The sequence below is a fragment of the Methylobacterium sp. Leaf111 genome (genome assembly GCF_001423285.1).
In the GTDB taxonomy this organism is placed as follows: Bacteria; Pseudomonadota; Alphaproteobacteria; order Rhizobiales; family Beijerinckiaceae; genus Methylobacterium.
In genome coordinates this window covers 112,511-131,771 of sequence record NZ_LMNE01000067.1, presented here as the reverse complement: position 1 = coordinate 131,771, position 19,261 = coordinate 112,511, and the positions used below count along the sequence as shown (strand labels likewise).

The window sequence follows — 19,261 nt, the reverse complement described above, 5'->3', positions numbered from 1 at the left end:
CCATCTCGACCGCGTGTTCCGGCGTCATCCGATCGCCGGACCGGCACCGGGGCGAAGACGGACAGGCCCGGCCGCCTGCCGGGCCTCCCCGCACGGCGTTGCGGAGCACCACAGCGCGGGCGCCCGCGACTCCCGTCCGAACGGACCGGGCAGACCCGAAGAGGCCGGTCTCCGACCGGGGCGGGATCGAGGTCGTCGCAGGGGCCACCTGGGGAAGGCTGCAGGGCGGGGGCGATCGAAAGCGGGAACGCTGAACATGGCCCAACCTAACGTTGGTAATAAATATATTCTAGGTGTTATTTTGCGATCCTGAGGCGCCGCCGAGGGCGCGAGAGGCGGGACGGAAAAACGAAAAAAGGCCGGGCTTTCGCCCGGCCTCCCGTCATCGGTGCTTGAGAAGGGTGTGCGTGCTTAGGCGACGCCGCCCGAGCGCTCGAAGCGCTTGCGCTCATTGGGGTCGAGGTAGGTCTTGCGCAGGCGGATCGACTTCGGCGTGACCTCCATCAGCTCGTCGTCCTGGATCCAGGCGAGCGAGCGCTCCAGGGTCATGCGGATCGGCGGCGTCAGGCGCACGGCCTCGTCCTTCGAGGTGGTACGGATGTTGGTGAGCTTCTTACCCTTGAGCACGTTCACCTCGAGATCGTTCTCGCGGTTGTGCTCGCCGATGATCATGCCCTGGTAAACCTTGGCGCCGGGCTCGATCATCATCGGGCCGCGATCCTCAAGGTTCCACATGGCGTAGGCCACGGCCTCGCCCTTGTCGTTGGAGATCAGCACGCCGTTGCGGCGGCCGGGCATCTCGCCCTTGTAGGGCTCGTAGGCCTTGAACAGACGGTTCATGATCGCGGTGCCGCGCGTATCGGTCATGAGCTCACCCTGGTAGCCGATGAGGCCGCGGGTGGGCGCATGGAAGACGAGGCGCAGGCGGGAGCCTCCCGACGGCTTCATCTCGATCATCTCGGCCTTGCGCTCGGACATCTTCTGCACGACGACGCCGGAATACTCCTCGTCGACGTCGACCACGACCTCCTCGACCGGCTCGAGGACGTTGTCGTTCTCGTCCTTGGAGAGCACCACGCGGGGACGCGAGACGGCGATCTCGAAGCCCTCGCGGCGCATGGTCTCGATCAGGATGGCGAGCTGGAGTTCGCCGCGGCCCGAGACGAAGAACGAATCCTTGTCGGCCGCCTCCTCGATCTTAAGCGTGACGTTGCCCTCGGCCTCCTTGAACAGGCGGTCGCGGATCATGCGGCTCGTGACCTTATCGCCCTCGGTTCCGGCCAGCGGCGAATCATTGACGATGAAGGACATGGTGACGGTGGGCGGATCGATCGGCTGGGCCTGGATCGGGGTCTCGACCTGCGGATCGCAGAAGGTGTCGGCCACGGTGCCCTTCACGAGGCCCGCGATGGAGACGATGTCGCCGGCCTCGCCCACATCGATGGGCGCGCGCTCCAGGCCGCGGAAGGCCAGGATCTTCGAGACGCGACCGGTCTCCACGAGCTTGCCGGTGCGGTCCATGACCTTGATGGCCTGGTTCGGCTTCACGGTGCCGGACGCGATGCGGCCGGTGATGATGCGGCCGAGGAACGGGTTGGCCTCCAGCAGGGTGCCGAGCATCCGGAACGGACCCTCCTCGACCTTGGCCTGGGGCACGTGTTCGAGCACGAGGTCGAACAGCGGGGCGAGGCCCTCGCTCTGGTCGCCGTCGGGCGCCGTCGCCATCCAGCCGGCGCGGCCGGACCCGTAGAGGATCGGGAAGTCGAGCTGCTCGTCGGTGGCGTCCAAGGCCGCGAAGAGGTCGAACACCTCGTTCACCACTTCGGTGATGCGGGCGTCCGGACGGTCGACCTTGTTGATCGCCACGATCGGCTTCAGGCCGATCTTGAGGGCCTTGCCGACCACGAACTTGGTCTGGGGCATCGGGCCCTCGGCCGCGTCGACGAGCACGATCACGCCGTCGACCATCGAGAGGATGCGCTCCACCTCGCCGCCGAAATCGGCGTGACCGGGGGTGTCCACGACGTTGACGCGGGTGTCCTTCCAGACGACCGAGGTCGCCTTGGCCAGGATGGTGATGCCGCGCTCCTTCTCGAGATCGTTCGAGTCCATGGCGCGTTCCTCGACGCGCTGGTTCTCGCGGAACGATCCGGACTGCGACAGCAGCTTGTCGACGAGCGTCGTCTTGCCGTGGTCGACGTGGGCGATGATGGCGATGTTGCGAAGCTTCATAGGGTATCCGGAAGCGAGAAGAGCCCGTCACGCGACGGGCCGCAGGAATGCGGCCGGCTGCGCCGGGTCACGGGATCGAGCTATCGCGTCGCAATATAAGGTGTGAGGCTCCGGGGCAAGGGGCGACCGCCGTCGGACCAAGCATGCCCCACCCCCGTCAGGCGCGGGCGGCCTCCAGGCGCATGGCCCGACCCCGGTAGCGGCCAAGCGTGGTGACGCATACGAACGAGATCGCCGCGAGCGTGGTGCCGAAGGCGGCGATGGGCCACCAATGGCCCTGGAAGCGCTCGGCCAGGAGGGTGCCGATGATCGGGGTCAGGCCGCCCGCGATCGCGCCGCAGACCTGGTAAGCGACGGAGATCGCCGTGTAGCGCACCCGCGTGGGGAAGGCGCCGGCCACGTAGCCGGCGATGACCGCGTAGAAGGTGGCGCTGCCGAGCACGTTGAGGGCAAGGCCGAGCATCAGGGCGGGGACGGAGCCGAGATCGACCAGGAGGAACAGGGGATAGGGCGCCAGCATCGCCCAGATCAGGGTGCCCTGGAGGAACAGGCGCTCGTTGCGAATCGCCTCGGCGATCCGCGCGCCCACCGGCGTCATCACGAACTGGACGCAGGCCGCCACCAGCAGCGCGTCGAGGATCGTTGCCCGGGGCAGGCCGAGATACTGGGTCGTGTAGGTGATCATGAAGGTGTTGAAGAGGTAGACCGATCCGATCGCGAAGGTGTTGGCGCCCGCCGCCAGGGCGAGCGGCGTCAGGCTGGTGGCCAGAACCTCGCGGATCGGGGCCTGGGCCGGGGCGGCCGTCCGGCTCGCGGCGTCTCGATCCTCCTGGAAGTCGGGTGATTCGCCGACGCCGAGGCGGATGAACAGGCCGACAAAGAGCAGCACGACGCTGACGAGGAAGGGCAGGCGCCAGCCCCAGGCGAGGAAGCTCTCCCTGTCCATCAGGCCGGCGACGCGGAAGGCCAGCAGCGACAGGATCTGCCCGGCCGGGCTGCCGAGCTGGGCGAAAGAGGCGAAGAAGGTCGAGCGTCCCTTTGGGGCATGCTCGGCGGCGAGCAGCACCGCCCCGCCCCACTCGCCGCCGACCGCGATGCCCTGCAGGATGCGCAGGACCACGAGGGCGAGGGGCGCCCAGATGCCGATGCTGGCATAGGTCGGCAGCAGACCGATGCCGGTGGTGGCCAGGCCCATCATCACCAGGGTGACCACCAGCGCCTTCTTGCGCCCGAGCCGGTCACCGACATGTCCGAAGACCAGCCCGCCGAGGGGCCGGGCGAAGAAGCCGACCGCGAAGGTGCCGAAGGCCGCCAGGGTCGCCACGAAGGGCGTCGCCTCGGCGAAGAACAGCGGCCCGAACACCAGGGCGGCGGCCGTGCCGTAGATGAAGAAGTCGTACCACTCGATCGTGGTGCCGACGAAGGCCGCGACGGCGGCCCGGGCCGGCTGGCGCGGCGCGGACTCTGGCATCGAAGGTTCGGACATGCGGTGGTCTCCCGGGCGATCGAGCGGGGCGGAGGGACGGTCCAGCAAGCCCCGGACCGCCCCGCACGCAATGGGGCACACGGTCGAGCCCGATGCCCCGCTCCAACCGATACGCGCCGGGCCCGGCCGCTACTTCGCCGCCACCGGCCGCACGGACCAGGTGGCCCAGTAGACGGGGCGGCCGAACACGCTGGACGCGTTCGCGCCGCCCGGCCCCGGCGCGAGCCGGTCGAGCCAGGTCAGGAAGCCGGCCTTGGCGCGGTAGTTCGTCGGGGTCGCGAGGTTGCCGTACCGGTCCGTCATCCAGAAATGCTGGCCGCGTCCGAAACGGCCCGACCCGTCGCCGCCCGAGCGCAGGCCGAGATAGGCGGTGGAGCGCATGATCGCCTGCGGCTCCGAGAACCAGGTCAGGCCCGCCAGCGAGCCCGGCGCGAGGTCGGCGGTGTACTGCACGCAGATGTCGGCCACGGGACCGTCCATGGTGTTGGCGGGGCGGTTGCAGCGATAGGCCGCCACCCAGCGGTCCATGTCCCGGGCCTTGGCCACCCGCACCAGGCTCTGGGCCGGCAGCGGCTCGGCGACGGTCCGGGCCGGCGACCAGACGCGGTCGGCGGTGAGATCCCGGCTGGTGCGCAGGTAGAGGCCCATTCGCCGGTTCGCCGCCGGCTCGTTGCAGTCCGAGGGCAGCACGTCGGTGTAGTAGTAGTGGTAGACTTGATCGACCACGCTGATCGCGCCGACCAGATCGGTGCGGTCGAAGCCCTGCCCGGCGCAGTTGCCGATGAGTGCCGCCCCGGTCTCGTCGAGGACGGCGCTGGGGCTCGGCGCCTCGGGCGTCCGCGACCGGCCGCGGCGGGAGCGTGCTTCCGGACGGTCCCCGCCGAACGGCGTCCAGACCGTGCCCGCCTCCGTGCGGCCGCGGATGTCGAAGCTGGCGAAGTCCAGCGTGCGGGCCTGGAGCAGCGCGTGCCGGTTGCCGGCCTCGGTGGGCACCGCCGCGAGGAAGAACACGTAGCTGTAGGCATCCCCGCCCCAGGCGCGCCCCGCCACCGTCATCGGATGCCGGGCCGCGATGCCCTCGCCGGCCGGCTCGGGCGCCGGGGCCGGTGCGGGTTCGGCCCGGCGACGGCCGCGGCGGCGTCCGCGCTCCTGGGCGCCGGCGCCCTCCTGGCTGCGGGCGACTTCGCGGGCCATTTCCCACAGGCGCCCCTGGGTCGGCGGCATCGTGGTGGCGAGTTGCTCCGGCATCGCCCCGGAGCGGACCGAGCCGCCGTCGAGGGGGTCGGTGGCACGGCGCGGCGCGCAGGCCCCGTCCGCAGCGCCGCGCCGGGATTTCTTGGCGATCAGGGGCGTCTCGGCCTGGTACACGGCCTGGAGCGGTCCGGTGCCGGGCGTCGTGCGGATCACCTGCACGCCGCTGGCGGATTCACAGGCCGGGGGCGCGAAGAACACCCCTTCGGCCTCGCTCCCCCGGCAGATCTCCAGGGTGCCGCCGCCGGTGACGTAGCAACTCGTATCGGTGGTCTGCGCGCCGGCAGGGCTTGCCGCGAACCCCAGGAGAAGCGGCAGAAACGCCGACGGGACGACCCGCGGGCGAGCCGGCTGACGGGGAACGCCGGAGGGCGCAGCGAGGGGGAAGGTCCGCGGATGTGTCACGGTGGAGAGGGTTAGCGTAGCCCCGCGGTTCGACAAGGCTTCGCCGGGGCGCCATCCACACCGTCGGTCCTCACATTTCCGCGCAGGGTCGCCGGGTCAGCCAGCGTCCCGGGCCTCCGTCCCGCACCACTCGGCGATGAACAGGGCCATCGCGGTGGTGATCCGCTGCACGGAGGCGAGGCTGACGCGCTCGTCGAAGCCGTGGATGTTCTGGCTGATCGGGCCGTAGCAGAGCGCCGGCACCCGGTCGTAGAGGGCGTAGACCCGGGTATCGAGATAGCTCGGCGACATGAAGCTCTGTAGGTCCGCGCCGGTTGCGGTCCGGTGTGCCCGGCCGAGCGCCGCCTCGGCCTCCGATCCCTCCGCCAGGGCGTAGCCCTCGGCGAAGAAGCCGTCGAAGCTGACGCGGGGCGGCGTGTTCGACAGGAAGGCGTCGTCCCGGGCGAAATCGCCGATCGCCTGCTCCACCGCGCGGGCGGCCTCCGCCGCCGAAACGCCCGGATAGAGGGCGATGCGGCAGTCGATCCGGCACCAGGCCGGCACCGAGGAGGCCCAGTCGCCGCCCGCGATCCGGCCGACATTGAGGTTGATGGCGTCGGGCTGGTCGGCGAAGTGGGGATGGGCCGCCTTCTCGGCGTTCCAGCGCGCCTCGAGGGCCCGCAGGGCGCCGATCACCCGATAGGTGGCGTCGATGGCGTTGGCGCCGGCGCCCATCTCGCGGACATGGACCGGACGGCCGCGGACCTCGACGGTGAACCACAGCACCCCGACATTGGCGCGCACGAGTTTCTCGTCTTCGGGCTCGGGGACCAGCACGGCATCGGCGCGGTAGCCGCGCAGATGGGTCATCAGGGCGCCGTTGCCGGTGGATTCCTCCTCGACCACGGATTGCAGGGTGACGGTGGCCGCGGGCTGAAGGCCGATCCGGGCCAGCGCGTCGAGAGCGAACAGGTTGGCGGCGTGGCCCGCCTTCATGTCGGCCGCCCCCCTGCCGTACATCCAGTCGCCGTCGATGACGGGCTCGAAGGGCGGATGGGTCCAGAGATCCGCGGGGCCGGGCGGTACCACGTCGACATGGGCCTGGAGGATCAGCGAGCGCCCGGTCTCGGCCCGCGGCCGATGGATGCCCACGACGAGGGGCGCCTGCGAATGCGCCTCCGACATCGCCGCCCCGCCCGGATGGGCGGCAAGGGCGGCCCCGTCCATGGTGAAGCGGTCGATGGCATAGCCGCGGGCGCGGAAGGCCCGGAAGACGAAATCCTGGATCGCGTGCTCCGCGCCCCGCGTCGACCCGAACCGCACCAGGGCCTGGGTGTGGGCGACCTGCTCGGGAAATCCTGCCGCGACGGCCTCGGCGATGCGGGCGGCAAGGGCGGGATCGAGGGGCATCGGCGCTCCGGCGCTGGCGAGGGGTGCGGCCAGGATAGCGGTGCCGGCCGGTTCAGGCGAGCAGCGCCGCCGCCAGCGCCACGGGCAGGGCAAGCAGCGCCGCCGGGCGGATCCAGGCCGGGCGGTAGGACACCAGCCCGACCACCAGGAGCGCCGCGCCGGTGAGCGAGCCGATCCACTGCACAGGGCCGAAATTCCAGTCCGAGGTGACCACGGCGGCCGCGAAGGAGGCCGCGATGGCGGCCCAGCCGGCGAGCCGCAGCGCCCCGGCGCGGGTCCGCGTCTGGCTGCGCCCGGCGATGGCCCGGTGGTGGCGGTCCATGGCGAGGCAGAGGGCCGCCAGCCCGGCGAAGCTGAGGGCGAGGTTGAGGGCGATGGAAAGCGGCGTCATGCTTCGGCGAAACCTTCGGGCACCCGGGCCGGACCGGGGCGTGCGGCCTGCCGGCGCGCCTCGTAGTCGGAAACCTTGCGCGCCCCGAGGGCCAGGGCGAGGCCCAGCCCCAGCATGGCGGCGTCGAAGGCCAGGAAATCCAGGCCGCGATCCGTGGTCAGCGCGCCGACCACCGGCACGGCGCCGAACAGGAAGCCGGCGGCGAGGCCCAGCTCGGTCCAGGCCCTGCGGTGCGGGCGAAGCAGGGACACGAAGGCAGCCAGCGCCCAGGCGCCGAAGAAGACGCTTCCCTCCCAGGTCGCCCGGTGGGCGAGGTCGACGGGCAGCAGCCGGTTGCCGAGGAGAAACGCCGCCATGCCGATGGGCAGGCCGAGGATCGTCCCGAGGTTGAGGCCGCGCACCAGGCGCAGGCCGAAGCCCGGCGCCTCGCCCGCCTTCGGCGCCCGGGCGACGGTCCAGAGGACGAGGCCCGTGGCGATGGTGGCCGAGCCGAGCAGGCCGCAGAGGAAGAACAGTGCCCGCAGGGCCGTGCTGGCGAAATGCGCCTCGTGCAGGCCCATGAAGCTGGTGAAGACCTGGGCGGCCGGCTTCAAGGGCTCGACCCGCTCGACGACGGTCCCGGAGGCGGCGTCGAAGGCGATCTGCGGATGCTGGTGGGCGAGGCCGTGGGGCTCCTCGAAGACGGCGACCACGGTGGCGTTGGCATCGCCCGGATTGTTGACGATGACCATCTCGAGGGGTTCCGACACCTCGCCCTGGGCCCGGGCCAGCAGCGGCGCCAGCGGCACGGCCTCGCCGGGTCGGCCGGCGGCCGGGCGCCAGGTCGTGGTCTGGGCCGCCTCGACGTAGAAGCGCAGGTCGTCGCCCTTGTAGGCCGCCGTCACGCCCCAGGGCATGTACATCACGCCGAGGGTCACGATCCCCGTATAGGTGATCATCAGGTGGAACGGCAGGGCTAGGACGCCGGTGACGTTGTGGGCGTCGAGCCAGCCGCGCTGGGCCGACTTGTCCCGCCGGAAGGTGAAGAAATCGGCGAAGATGCGCCGATGCGTGACGATGCCGGAGATCAGGGCGATGAGAAGAATCATCGCCGCGGCGCCGACGATCCAGCGGCCGAGGACCGGCATCATCTGGAGCTCGTAATGAAAGCGATAGAAGAAGTCGCCGCCCTGGGTGTCGCGTGCCTTGGTGGGCGCGCCGGTCTCGACGTCGAGCATGGCCTGCCCGAGGGGAGCCTCCAGGCTGTCCATCCAGTAGACGGCGATCATCGGCCGGTCCGGCTGCGGCACGGAGACGTACCAGGCCATGGCCTTCGGCGCATGGGCCTTCAGGTAGGCGACGCCGCGCTCGGCGGCCGGAACCGGATCGGAGGGACCGGCGTGCAGCTCCGGGCGCATCCAGAGCGAGAGGTCTGCGCGGTAATAGGTGGCGGTGCCGGTGACGAACACGGCGAACATCACCCACCCGGTGACGAGCCCGGCCCAGGTATGGAGCCAGGCCATCGACTGGCGAAATCCCTGTCTCATGCGGGCGGTCCCATCGCGACGCCGTCGAGGGCCAGCCAGAGGCCGAGGCCCACCAGCGCGATCGGAAGCCCGAGGCCCAGAGCGGCGCGCAGCAGGGTCCGGGCGGCGAAGACCCAGATCACGGCGCCGGCCAGGATGGCGAAGCTGATCAGGGTCGCGGTGGCCACCGCCTCGGAGCGCACCATCGGCAGGGTCAGCGACAGGAACGCCGTCGCGAGCCCGGCCAGGGCGTATCCGCCGAAGGCCGCCAGCCCCACGCGTGCCGCCACCGCGGAGCGGTAGCGCCAGCCACGTCGCAAGCGGGCCCTGTCGAGGGGACCGGAAATCTCCGTCACGGGCAAACCCTTCGAGACTTACACGAGCGAGACCGGTGCGGAGACAGGCCCCGCAACGGCAGGCAAGATCGGCAATCCCGGCCGGGACAAAGCGCCGGCCGAGTCCCCAACGCGTGAGGATCACCCCCGCTATAGCGATCCTGGTCTTGGGCTCGCAAACCCTATGTTATGGAATCATTCCAATTCGACTTTGGGATGCTGCGTCGCGCCTGCGGCAACGTCGCGGTTCGCACGCCAGTGTGACGGCGCGCAGGACGGTGGCGGCGCGCGGAATTCGTGTTGACGGGCCGCAGGTCGCGCCCTGTGCAACCGGACCGCGGGTTAGGATAAGGTGACGGCGAGCGTCCGCTTCCCGCCCACACCGCCCGAGAAACAAGACACCCGATCGTGACCGCAAGCTCCCCCCGTCCCCCGATCCGCTTCCGCGGCCGCTCGTTCATGGCCCTGGTGCTCGCCCCGGTGCTACCCGTCTCGGACTGGCTCGACGAGCTCGACGCGCTGGCCCGGCGCTCGCCGGCCTTCTTCGTGGGTCGCCCCGTCATCCTCGACGTGGCCGGGCTCGGGCTCGAGCGGGAGGCCCTCGTCGCCCTGGTGGCCGACCTCGCCGCCCGCGACGTGGCCGTGATGGGCATCGAGGGGGCCGATCCGGGCCAGCTCGGGGCCGGCCTGCCCCCGCCCCCGGCGGGCGGGCGCCCGGTCGATGCGGTCCCGACCCCGGAAGCGACGGCGGATGCCGCGCCGGTCGTGCCGTCCGCGCCGGCTCCGTTCCGCTCGCTGATCCTCGATACGCCCGTGCGCTCCGGACAGACGATCCTGCACCTAGAGGGCGACATCACCGTGATGGGCTCTGTGGCCTCCGGGGCCGAGGTGATCGCGGGCGGCTCGCTCCACGTCTACGGCGCCCTGCGCGGCCGGGCGATCGCAGGGGCGGCCGGTAACCCGGAGGCGCGCATCACCTGCCGCCGGTTCGAGCCGGAACTCATCGCCATCGACGGGCTCTACCGCACCGCCGACGACCTCGGCCCGGTCCAGCGCGGGTTGCCCGCCCAGGTCCGTCTCGAGGGCGATGCCATCAAGGTGGCCGGTCTGGACTAGGCCCTACCGGCCCGTCCAGGCCGGGGGACGCTTGGCGAGGAACGCCTCCATACCCTCGCGAAAATCCGCGCTTGTGTAGCAGAGGCGGATCAGGTCGTCGCCGGGACGCTCGTCGCCCGCATCGTCCGCGTCCTGAAGGCGGCGCAGGCCCTCCTTGGTCGCCCGCAGGGTGAGCGGCGCGTGACCGGCCACCAGGGTCGCGAGCTCCGTGGCGCGGGCCGCCAGGGCCTCGGCATCGGCCACGACCTCGCCGACGAGCCCGATGGCCAGGGCCTCCTCGGCCCCGACGAGGCGGGCGGTGAAGATCATGTCCTTGACCCGCGCCGGCCCGATCAGGGCGGAGAGCCGCCGCAGGTTGCCCAGCGAGAGGCAGTTGCCCAGGGTCCGGGCGATGGGAAAGCCCAGGCGGGCGTCGCGGGTGGCCAGCCGCAGGTCGCAGGCCGCCGCGATGGCAGCGCCTCCGCCCGTGCAGGCGCCGGCGATCGCCGCGATGGTGGGCACGGACAGGCGCTCCAGCGCGCCCATCACCCGGTCCATGAAGCGCTCGTAGTCGATCGCGTCCTGCGCGCTCGTGAAGCTCCGGAACTGGGCGATGTCGGTGCCGGCCGCGAAGGCCTTCTCGCCCGCACCCGTGATGACCAGGGCCTTGACGCTCCCGTCCGCCTCGAGGCGCGCACAGGCGTCGATCAGGCCCTGGTACATCCCGAAGGTGAGCGCGTTGCGCGCCTGCGGCCGGTTGAGGGTGAGACGCGCGATGCCGCCCTCGACCGTGAAGAGGAGTTCGTCGATCTGGGTCATGCGGGGTCCCTGGGCGCCGGGCGCGGATGCGTGCCCCTTCCTCTCGCCCATCGGGGCCGGGCGGAGCAAGCGGCCGGCCCCCTTCCCGCCTCAGAACACGGACGGCACGAACATCCCGGGCGGCACCGGGTGGCGGGTGTAGTCGTCGTTGCGCTCGCGGTCCGGCAGGTGCACGGGCGGATGCGCGACGTCGCCGTAGGGGATCTGCGTCAGGAGGTGGCTGATGCAGTTGAGGCGGGCGCGCTTCTTGTCGACCGCCTCGACCACCCACCAGGGCGCCTCGGGGATGTGCGTCCGGGCCAGCATGTCCTCCTTCGCCTTGGTGTAGTCCTCCCAGCGGCGGCGGGACTGCACGTCCATCGGCGAGAGCTTCCACTGCTTCAGCGGATCTTGGATGCGCATCTGGAAGCGGAAGGCCTGCTCCTCGTCGGTGATCGAGAACCAGTACTTGAGCACGATGATCCCGGAGCGGGTCAGCATACGCTCGAATTCGGGCACGGAGCGGAAGAATTCCTCCACCTCGTCGGGTGAGCAGAACCCCATCACGCGCTCGACGCCGGCGCGGTTGTACCAGGAGCGGTCGAACAGCACGTTCTCGCCGCCGGCCGGCAGGTGGGCGACGTAACGCTGAAAGTACCACTGGGTGCACTCGCGCTCGTTCGGGGCGGGCAGCGCCGTGACGCGGCAGACGCGCGGGTTGAGCCGTTGGGTGATGCGCTTGATCACGCCGCCCTTGCCGGCGGAGTCGCGGCCCTCGAAGATCACCACAACGCGCAGCTTGTGGGCCTGGACCCAGTCCTGCAGGCGCACCAGCTCGTGCTGCAGGCGGAACAGCTCGCGGAAATAGACCTTGCGGTCGAGGCCGGTCGGACGGGCGGGCTGCCCGAGTCCGTCGGCCAGGCGCTCGAGGCGCTCGTCCTCCATCTCGAGCTCGAGTTCCTCGTCGAAATCGTCGGCGACCTCCCGGCGGATCGCCTCGATCTGCGCTGCCCGCTGTCCGCCGTCCATGTGGAAGCCCCGTCCCCGCCGAAATGCCGGCTGCGCTTAGACCACGGCATCATGACAGGCTTGATACGACGTGAGGGGCCGGCGACGGTCCGAGGGAACGGGGACCGCACATCGCGGGTTGAACGACAAGCTGCGCCATTTCGCGGGCCGAGAGCCCGGCTCGCCCGGCGCCCCACACATCTGGAGGGTCCACCCATGAGCCTGATCGGACGCATCGTCACCAAGCTCCTCGGCAACGAGGATCGTCCCGTGGTCCGCGACGACCGCAACTACGATTCCGGCACGCCGCTCGGCCGCCTCGTGACCAAGATCCTGCGGAAGTAAGAGCGCTCTCCGGGCGGCCGAGGCCGCCCGGTTTCCAAAGCCCTGGTCGGCTGAGTCCGCCCGGCTCCGGACTGTGCTCGCGGCTCAGGCCGCCCGGCGCTTGGCCTTCTTCTCGCGTCCCTGGCCCGGCGCACGCTGGCCGGCCCGGGTCCGGTCGAGCACGAATTTCGCGTAATCGTCCATGTCGCCCGCAAAGGGCTTGACCGTGTTGTCGGCCGCCAGCCACAGGCGATCCGCCACCAGCTCCATCAGCGAGCGGTCGTGGGTGATGAGGATGACCGCCCCGCCGTAATCGTTCAGCGCGTCGAGGAGCGCCCTCCGGCTGTCGATGTCGAGATGGTTGGTCGGTTCGTCGAGGATGAGCAGGTGCGGCGCCTGCATCGCCACGAGGTTGAGCAGCAGGCGCGCCCGCTCGCCGCCCGAGAGCGCGTCCACCGTCGTCTCCTGCTTGTCGAAGGCGAGGCCGAAGCTTGCGAGCTTGGCGCGCCGGGCCGACTCGCTGTCGTCGGGGCGCTCGCGCCGGATGATCGCGAGCGGCGTGTCCTTCGGGTCGAGGGCCTCGATCTGGTGCTGGTGGAACCAGCCGACCTGCACGCGCCCTTCCCGCACCATGCGCCCGTCCCGCACCGCGAGGGCGCCCGCCGCCATCTTGGCGAAGGTCGACTTGCCTGCGCCGTTGACCCCCAGCAATCCGATGCGGTCGTCGACGTCGAGGGTCAGGTTGAGGTCGCGCAGCACCGGCGCGTCGTCGCCATACGCGATGGTGGCGTCGGTAAGGTGCATCAGGGGCGGAGCCAGCGGCCGCTTCGGCGAGGGCAGGTGGAACGGTGCCACGTGCTCCTCGATGGTGGTGGCAATCGGCTCCAGCTTGGCGAGGCGCTTGACGCGGGACTGCGCCTGGGCGGCCTTCGAGGCCTTCGCCTTGAAACGATCGATGAAGCTCTGCAGGTGCGCGCGCTCCGCCTCCTGCTTCTGCTTGGTCGAGGCCTGGAGACGGGCCTTCTCGGCCCGGCGCTTCTCGAAGTCGTCGTAGCCGCCGGTGTAGAGTTCGAGCTTGCCGCCGGCCACGTGCAGGATCGCGTCCACCGAGTTGTTCAGGAGCTCGCGGTCGTGGCTGATGATCAGGGCCGAGTGCGGGTAGCGCTTCAGGCGCGCCTCCAGCCAGAGGGCGCCCTCGAGATCGAGGTAGTTGGTAGGCTCGTCGAGGAGCAGCATGTCCGGCTCGGCGAAGAGCGCAGCGGCCAGGGCCACGCGCATGCGCCAGCCGCCGGAGAATTCCGCCATCGGCCGGGTGAGGTCCTCCACGGAGAAGCCGAGGCCGGCGAGGATCTCGCCGGCGCGCGCCGGGGCCCGGTCGGCGTCGATCTCGATGAGGCGGGCATAGATCTCGCCCAGGCGCTCGGGCGCGGCGGTCTCCAGCTCGGCGTTCAGGGCCTCGCGCTCCACGTCGGCGGCCAGGATCGTATCGATCAGGCTGACGGGGGTCGCGGGGTGTTCCTGATCGACGGAGGCGACGCGGGCGGTCTTCGGCAGCAGGATGGCGCCGCCGTCCGGCTGCAGTTCACCCAGGATGATCTTGAAGAGCGTCGACTTGCCGACGCCGTTGCGGCCGACGAGCCCGACCTTGGCGCCGGGCGGCACCGCGACGCTGGCGCGATCGAAGAAGCGCCGACCCCAGGCGCTGAAGGTGAGGTCGTCGATCTGAATCATGCGGGGGCTCGTCGGGGGCGGGGGCACCGGACGGACCCGGACGCGGGCCGGACCCTATCGCACCGCACCATCCGGCGCGAGGGGTGCGGCACGCAACCGGCCCCCTCGCCCCACGCGCCTCAGGTCGTGCCCGGGCGGGAAACGACCCGGGCGCCGGCCTATTGCGCGGCCACCACCGAGGCCTTCACCAGCGGCGCCACGGGCACGCTCTTGCGCCAGAACGTGCCGGTGCGGCCGGTCTCGTAGCCGGTCTCGTACAGGCTGCGCATGTAGCCGGTGTCGAAGCCGCGGGCCGTGGAGGTGTTGGGCGCGGATTCGTCGATGTAGGCGAGGTTGAAGCCGATGCCGTTGTTGCGGGTGAAGGCATAGGTCGAGGCCAGGGTGGCGCGGCTGCGGGCTCGGCTCGCCGTGGTGAACGCGCGCTCGACGATGGAGAGCGTGTTGTTCTGGGCGAGGTCGAATTCCGGTTCCAGGCGCCCGTTGATGATGACGTAGATGTCCGACTTGGCGCCCGCCTTGAACCGGCCGTCGCGCAGCAGGAACGATTGCGGGAGGGTGAAGACCGGCGTCACCACGGAGCCGTCGACATGCATCTCCTGGAAGGTGCGCTGCGCCGCCTGGACGTCGATGAGCTGCGGCGGGAACACCGCCGGGATGCTGGCCGATGCGGTGAGCACGTCGGTGAAGAGGTCGAGGGCGGCGGGGCCGCCGCTGGTGGCGATGGCACCCATGTTCCAGATCACGGCGCGCTGGGCATCGAGGTTCGTCGTCACCACGAGGAGGCGACGGCCCTTGGCATGCTGGGCGGCGACCGCCGCCAGGAGGTCCGGCGTCACGTAGCGCCGCACGAGGTCCCGCAGGCGCCCGTCCCCGAACAGGCCCGAGCCGAACAGCACGTTGGCGAAGCTCGGCGACTGGACCAGAGTCGAGGCGACGCCACTGGTGTAGATGTCCTTCAGGATGGCGTCGTATTCCGGCCCGACGAAGGCGAAGGGCGCGATCAGGGCACCGGTGGAGACGCCGGAGACCAGGGAGAATTCCGGGCGCTTGCCGGACTCGGTCCAGCCGTTCAGCAGGCCGGCGCCGTAGGCCCCGTCGCCGCCACCGCCGGACAGGGCGAGGTAGGCGAACGGCACCCTGCTGTTCTGGGGGCGCGCCGACATCTCGGTGAAGGTCTTCTCCGAGGCATCCGCGTAGGCGCGGACGTTCGGATCGAGCCCTGGCAGGACCGCGTCGGCCGCCTCGCTCGCCGTGTAGGGCGTGCGCGGCGTGCTGCCACAGGCCGCGACCTGGCCCGCAACGAGCAGGGCCAGGAGCCCCCGGGTCCAACGGCGACGACGCAGGTTCGACATGTCCACAGCCAAGTCCACAGCCTCAATCCCGGAGCCCGACCCCGGCACGACCCTAGCACGGAAAATGAGCTTGGCCGTTGCCGTGTTCCGGCTACGCTTCGCGACGCTGGACCGGTGTGGCATTCGGGCAGCAGCCGCGCGATCCCACGGGATCGTGCGGAAGCATGTCGACGGCCGGAGCCTCCGCGGCCCGGCCCGACATCAAATGAACTTCCTGCGCACACGTCCGTTGGAGCACCATACGGTGACGGTTGACCGTTGCGGTCACGATCCGACGTCCAGTTTCCCTCGCGAAACCTGCTTTCGCCGACCGGTCGCGCTCACGCGGAGCGGCCGTGCCGCCCGCATGTGCCGTCGATGGTCCTGACGATGACGGCGTGAGCAGGACAGCCCCAGGGATCGGTGGCGCGAGGAGGCAGAGGCGATGGAACGAGACGACGCGTGGCACCTGACGGGCGATCTGATGGTCGAGCACGGCAAGGGCGATCCGTTCGCCGCCGCCATCCGGGCCACCCGCATGCCCATGATCGTCACGGACCCGCGCCGCGACGACAATCCGATCGTCTTCGTCAACGATGCGTTCCTGCGCCTCACCGGCTACGAGCGCGGCGAGATCATGGGGCGCAACTGCCGCTTCCTGCAGGGCCCCGACACCGACCCGAACGCGATCCAGCAGCTCCGCGAGGCCGTGGGTGCCCGGCGCGACATTTCCGTCGACATCCTGAACTATCGCAAGGACGGCACCTCGTTCTGGAACGCCCTCTACATGAGTCCGGTCATCACCAAGGGTGGTGACCTGCACTACTTCTTCGCCTCGCAGCTCGACGTCACCGACCGGGTCGACGCGCAGATGCGGACGCAGAACGAGAAGGAGCACTTCGAGCGCGAGGTCGCCAAGCGGACGCGCGAGCTGTCGGACGCCCTGGCGGCCAAGACCATGCTCGTGCACGAGGTCGACCACCGGGTGAAGAACAATCTCCAGATGGTGGCCTCGCTCCTCACGATGCAGACCCGGAGCATTTCGGACCCCACGGCGCGCGAGGCAATGAAGTCGATGCTGACCCGGGTCGAGGCCCTGGGAACGGTGCACAAGCGCCTCTACCAGTCCCACGACGTCGAGCGCTTCGACGTGGCCGAGTTCGCCCGCGAGCTCGCCACGGACCTCGTGCGCGGCTCCGGCCGATCCGAGATCAGCCTGCACCTCGACCTGGAGCCCGTGGAGGTCCCGGTGGAGAAGGCGCCGCCCGTGGCGCTGATGATGAACGAACTCATCACCAACGCGCTGAAGCACGCCTTCCCCAGCAACCGGCCGGGACGCCTCTCGATCCGGGTCCAGCCCGATGGACGCTACTTCGGCATCCGGATCATCGACGACGGCATCGGCATGCCCCAGGAGGTCGTCGGCACGCGCTCCTTCGGCAAGCGCCTGATCGAGAGCTTGGCGCGCCAGCTGAATGCCAGTATCGCCTGGCAACCGGGCGATCCCGGAACGTCGATCGACATTCGCCTCCCGCGCGAATCCCCGGGCGCCAAGGACAGCACGTGAGCGAACCCCTCCGGGTACTGATCGCGGAAGACGAGGCGCTCATTCTGATGCAGCTGAAATTCCTCGTGGAGGATGCCGGCCACGTCGTCCTCGGCAGCGCGGCGACCGCCGCGGAGGCGATCGGGATCGCCCGCGAGGTGCGGCCGGATCTCGTTTTCGTCGACCTCCAGCTGCGAGGCGGCTCGTCCGGCATCGACATCGTCCGGGCGTTGCGGGACGATGCCGCCATGATCCTGGTCTTCGTCACCGCCAATGCCCAGCACCTGCCCGAGGGATTTGAAGGGGCTGCCGGCGTGATCGCCAAGCCCTTCACCGAGGCGGTCATCTTCGACACCCTGGCGTATTTCAGCGAGTGCGTGCACGCGCCGCCGCCGCGCTCCCCCCTGCCCCTCGGCCTGCGCCTCGCGCCCGCCTATCGCGACGCCCTCGGCGTCTAGGCCGGCTCAGCGGTAGCCGGCCGCCTGCAGCTCGAACAGCTCGGCGTAGCGGCCACCCAGCGCCTGCAGCTCCGCATGACTGCCCGATTCGATGACCCGACCACCGGCAAGGACCAGGATGCGGTCCGCCATGCGCACCGTGGAGAAGCGGTGCGAGATCAGCACCGCCGTGCGCCCGTGGCTCAATTCGCGGAAGCGCTGGAAGACCTCGAACTCGGCCCGGGCATCGAGGGCGGCGGTGGGCTCGTCGAGGATCAGGATCTCGGCTTCGCGCATGTAGGCGCGGGCGATGGCGATCTTCTGCCACTCGCCCCCCGACAGGTCGACGCCCTCGGCGAAGCGCTTGCCCAGCGGCTGATCGTACTGGAGGGGCAGCCGGCCGATGACGCCGTCGGCGAGGCTGCGCCCGGCCGCACGGGCGATCCGGTCGGGGTCGTCGCGCGCCTCGATGCGGCCCACGGCCACGTTCTCGCGGGCGGTGAAGCTGAAGCGCACGAAATCCTGGAAGATCACGCCGATGCGGCCGCGCAGGTCCTCGAGGTCGTAGGCGGAGAGGGGCCGACCGTCGAGGAGCACGCGGCCCTCCGTCGGGTCGTAGAGCCGGGTGAGCAGCTTGACGATGGTGGTCTTACCGGCGCCGTTCTCCCCCACCAGGGCCAGCACCTCTCCGGCCGCGAGGTGGAAGCTGAGGTCGCGCACCGCCCAGGTGTCGGTGCCGGGATAGCGGAATCCCACCGCCTCGAAGACGATTCCGCTCCGGATCGGACGCGGCAGGGGCGCCGGGTTCGCGGGTGAGCGGATCGCCGGCACCACGGCGAAGAACGAGAACAGATCGTCGAGATACTGTGCCTGGGCGGCGATCTGCGAGAAGCCGAGGAGCAGCCCCTCGATCAGGCCGCGCAGGCGCTGGAAGGAGCCCGCCAGGAAGGCGAGGTCGCCGATGGAGAACTGACCCGCGGCGGTGCGCCAGACGATGGTGGCGTAGGCGAGATAGTAGGCCAGCGTGCCTAGGGCCGCGAAGGCCCCGCCCCAGCCGGCGCGGCGCAGCGCCAGGGCTCGGTTGTCGGCCACGAGCTTGGACGCCAGCCCCCGGTAGCGCTCGGCGATGTAGCCGTTCAGCCCGAACAGCTTGACCTCCTTGGCGGATTCCACGCTCGCCCCGAGGAAGCGCAGGTAGTCGATCTCGCGCCGCTCGGGCGTCCGGGTCCAGGCCAGCCGATAGCCCTCGCGGTTGAAGTAGGTCTCGTTGAGGAAGGCCGGCACCAGGGCGACCACGAGCAGCAGGATCAGCCCGGGCGCGAAGGCCACGAGGCCCAGCGCGAAGGCCACGAGGGTGATGAGATCCTGCCCTTGACCGAAGAGCTGGAACAGGAGGTTCGAGCGGCCGGTGACCTGACGGCGGGCCCGCTCGAGGCGGTCCTGCTCCGCGCTGTCCTCGAACTGCTCGAGGTCGAGCTCGGCGGCGTGTCGCATCAGCTTCAGGGTGGCGGACGTGCCGTAGAGGTCAGCCACGAGGCCGTCGACCAGGGTGCTGGCCCGCCCGAGGAGGTCGGCGAGGATGGCGAGGCCGAACTCCGCCGCCACCAGCATGGCGAGGTGCCGCAGGGCGGGATCGGACAGCCAGGCCTCGGGCCCGAGTCCGCCCGGATGCGGCCGGCCATGCTCGGCCACGATCGCGTCGAGGATGAGCCTGGCGAGGTAGAGCATCGCCACGGGCAGGCTCGCCCGCGCCAGACGCAGGCCGAGGCTCACCACGAGCAGGCGGGGGCTCGCGGCATAGACGAGGCGCGCCAGGGCCGGGAGGTGGCGCAGGGCGCCGAGGCGCGCGGATAGGACGGTCAGAGGGGAGAGGCGGTCGGGCATCGGCCGGGACCATGACCGGGAGCGGCACCTCCGTCGATGCCGCAGACGCCGCACCCAGTCGCGCAGATGTCAGCGCGGGACCGGCCAACGTCTTCAAGCTCTTGAGGACAGGC

16 protein-coding genes are annotated in these 19,261 nt (G+C 70.6%); 4 read left to right on the top strand and 12 right to left on the bottom strand.

Annotated features, from left to right (window positions below):
- Positions 1-411: 411 nt before the first annotated feature.
- From typA to ASF41_RS21135, 7 genes are all read right to left on the bottom strand, one after another.
- Entirely contained in the window at positions 412-2,232 is a 1,821-nt protein-coding gene (typA, locus tag ASF41_RS21165) for a translational GTPase TypA (RefSeq protein WP_056212074.1), read from the bottom strand.
- A 157-nt stretch (positions 2,233-2,389) separates the two neighbouring features.
- Complete coding sequence (locus ASF41_RS21160) at positions 2,390-3,718, bottom strand: MFS transporter (protein WP_200941303.1); 1,329 nt, start codon at positions 3,716-3,718, stop codon at positions 2,390-2,392.
- A gap of 129 nt (positions 3,719-3,847) precedes the next feature.
- A complete protein-coding gene (locus ASF41_RS21155) occupies positions 3,848-5,374 on the bottom strand; it encodes a hypothetical protein (protein WP_082501483.1) in 1,527 nt (508 codons plus the stop codon).
- A 96-nt stretch (positions 5,375-5,470) separates the two neighbouring features.
- Positions 5,471-6,763 carry an ArgE/DapE family deacylase gene (locus ASF41_RS21150; protein WP_056382250.1) on the bottom strand — a complete coding sequence of 431 codons (1,293 nt, stop codon included), beginning with the start codon at positions 6,761-6,763 and terminating at the stop codon, positions 5,471-5,473.
- 52 nt (positions 6,764-6,815) lie between these two features.
- Positions 6,816-7,154, bottom strand: coding sequence for a DUF3325 domain-containing protein (locus ASF41_RS21145; RefSeq protein WP_056212070.1), 339 nt, complete (start codon positions 7,152-7,154; stop codon positions 6,816-6,818).
- Complete coding sequence (locus ASF41_RS21140) at positions 7,151-8,680, bottom strand: PepSY domain-containing protein (RefSeq protein ID WP_056496716.1); 1,530 nt, start codon at positions 8,678-8,680, stop codon at positions 7,151-7,153. Before ASF41_RS21140 ends, ASF41_RS21145 begins: the two co-directional genes overlap by 4 nt.
- A complete protein-coding gene (locus ASF41_RS21135; protein WP_407067309.1) occupies positions 8,677-9,015 on the bottom strand; it encodes an iron transporter in 339 nt (112 codons plus the stop codon). Before ASF41_RS21135 ends, ASF41_RS21140 begins: the two co-directional genes overlap by 4 nt.
- 438 nt (positions 9,016-9,453) lie before the next feature.
- On the opposite strand from ASF41_RS21135, the gene minC reads away from it, so the two are divergent.
- The gene (gene minC, locus ASF41_RS21130; protein ID WP_056496714.1) at positions 9,454-10,110 is read left to right on the top strand and encodes a septum site-determining protein MinC; all 657 of its coding nucleotides are present in this window, start codon (positions 9,454-9,456) and stop codon (positions 10,108-10,110) included.
- Between the two features lie 3 nt (positions 10,111-10,113).
- On the opposite strand, the gene ASF41_RS21125 is transcribed toward minC, so the two are convergent.
- Positions 10,114-10,908 (bottom strand): enoyl-CoA hydratase/isomerase family protein, encoded by a 795-nt coding sequence (locus tag ASF41_RS21125; protein ID WP_056350873.1) that lies wholly within the window; start codon positions 10,906-10,908, stop codon positions 10,114-10,116.
- Between the two features lie 90 nt (positions 10,909-10,998).
- On the bottom strand, positions 10,999-11,916 hold the full coding sequence (gene ppk2, locus ASF41_RS21120) for a polyphosphate kinase 2 (protein ID WP_056496711.1): 918 nt from the start codon (positions 11,914-11,916) through the stop codon (positions 10,999-11,001).
- Positions 11,917-12,111: 195 nt separating this feature from the next.
- Here ppk2 and ASF41_RS21115 point away from each other — a divergent pair, with 195 nt between their 5' ends.
- Positions 12,112-12,240 (top strand): hypothetical protein, encoded by a 129-nt coding sequence (locus ASF41_RS21115; RefSeq protein WP_055945825.1) that lies wholly within the window; start codon positions 12,112-12,114, stop codon positions 12,238-12,240.
- Between the two features lie 84 nt (positions 12,241-12,324).
- On the opposite strand, the gene ASF41_RS21110 is transcribed toward ASF41_RS21115, so the two are convergent.
- Both ASF41_RS21110 and ASF41_RS21105 read right to left on the bottom strand, forming a co-directional pair.
- A complete protein-coding gene (locus tag ASF41_RS21110) occupies positions 12,325-13,950 on the bottom strand; it encodes an ABC-F family ATP-binding cassette domain-containing protein (protein ID WP_056277513.1) in 1,626 nt (541 codons plus the stop codon).
- A 158-nt stretch (positions 13,951-14,108) separates the two neighbouring features.
- Positions 14,109-15,302 (bottom strand): patatin-like phospholipase family protein, encoded by a 1,194-nt coding sequence (locus ASF41_RS21105; RefSeq protein ID WP_056212057.1) that lies wholly within the window; start codon positions 15,300-15,302, stop codon positions 14,109-14,111.
- Between the two features lie 424 nt (positions 15,303-15,726).
- Between ASF41_RS21105 and ASF41_RS26495 the strand changes: the two genes are divergently transcribed.
- Positions 15,727-16,848 carry a histidine kinase dimerization/phosphoacceptor domain -containing protein gene (locus tag ASF41_RS26495; protein ID WP_056382263.1) on the top strand — a complete coding sequence of 374 codons (1,122 nt, stop codon included), beginning with the start codon at positions 15,727-15,729 and terminating at the stop codon, positions 16,846-16,848.
- A complete protein-coding gene (locus ASF41_RS21095; RefSeq protein WP_056496708.1) occupies positions 16,845-17,285 on the top strand; it encodes a response regulator in 441 nt (146 codons plus the stop codon). Before ASF41_RS26495 ends, ASF41_RS21095 begins: the two co-directional genes overlap by 4 nt.
- 6 nt (positions 17,286-17,291) lie before the next feature.
- Here ASF41_RS21095 and ASF41_RS21090 read toward each other — a convergent pair whose 3' ends face one another.
- Positions 17,292-19,148 carry an ABC transporter ATP-binding protein gene (locus ASF41_RS21090; RefSeq protein ID WP_056496705.1) on the bottom strand — a complete coding sequence of 619 codons (1,857 nt, stop codon included), beginning with the start codon at positions 19,146-19,148 and terminating at the stop codon, positions 17,292-17,294.
- Between the last annotated feature and the right edge of the window lie 113 nt (positions 19,149-19,261).

What these genes read in the sequence shown, in the direction of transcription:
- typA (WP_056212074.1), bottom strand. Translation starts at nt 2,232, where the DNA reads ATGAAGCTTCGCAACATCGCCATCATCGCCCACGTCGACCACGGCAAG.
- ASF41_RS21160 (WP_200941303.1), bottom strand. Translation starts at nt 3,718, where the DNA reads ATGTCCGAACCTTCGATGCCAGAGTCCGCGCCGCGCCAGCCGGCCCGG.
- ASF41_RS21150 (WP_056382250.1), bottom strand. Translation starts at nt 6,763, where the DNA reads ATGCCCCTCGATCCCGCCCTTGCCGCCCGCATCGCCGAGGCCGTCGCG.
- ASF41_RS21145 (WP_056212070.1), bottom strand. Translation starts at nt 7,154, where the DNA reads ATGACGCCGCTTTCCATCGCCCTCAACCTCGCCCTCAGCTTCGCCGGG.
- ASF41_RS21140 (WP_056496716.1), bottom strand. Translation starts at nt 8,680, where the DNA reads ATGAGACAGGGATTTCGCCAGTCGATGGCCTGGCTCCATACCTGGGCC.
- minC (WP_056496714.1), top strand. Translation starts at nt 9,454, where the DNA reads ATGGCCCTGGTGCTCGCCCCGGTGCTACCCGTCTCGGACTGGCTCGAC.
- ASF41_RS21125 (WP_056350873.1), bottom strand. Translation starts at nt 10,908, where the DNA reads ATGACCCAGATCGACGAACTCCTCTTCACGGTCGAGGGCGGCATCGCG.
- ppk2 (WP_056496711.1), bottom strand. Translation starts at nt 11,916, where the DNA reads ATGGACGGCGGACAGCGGGCAGCGCAGATCGAGGCGATCCGCCGGGAG.
- ASF41_RS21115 (WP_055945825.1), top strand. Translation starts at nt 12,112, where the DNA reads ATGAGCCTGATCGGACGCATCGTCACCAAGCTCCTCGGCAACGAGGAT.
- ASF41_RS21110 (WP_056277513.1), bottom strand. Translation starts at nt 13,950, where the DNA reads ATGATTCAGATCGACGACCTCACCTTCAGCGCCTGGGGTCGGCGCTTC.
- ASF41_RS21105 (WP_056212057.1), bottom strand. Translation starts at nt 15,302, where the DNA reads ATGTCGAACCTGCGTCGTCGCCGTTGGACCCGGGGGCTCCTGGCCCTG.
- ASF41_RS26495 (WP_056382263.1), top strand. Translation starts at nt 15,727, where the DNA reads ATGGAACGAGACGACGCGTGGCACCTGACGGGCGATCTGATGGTCGAG.
- ASF41_RS21090 (WP_056496705.1), bottom strand. Translation starts at nt 19,148, where the DNA reads ATGCCCGACCGCCTCTCCCCTCTGACCGTCCTATCCGCGCGCCTCGGC.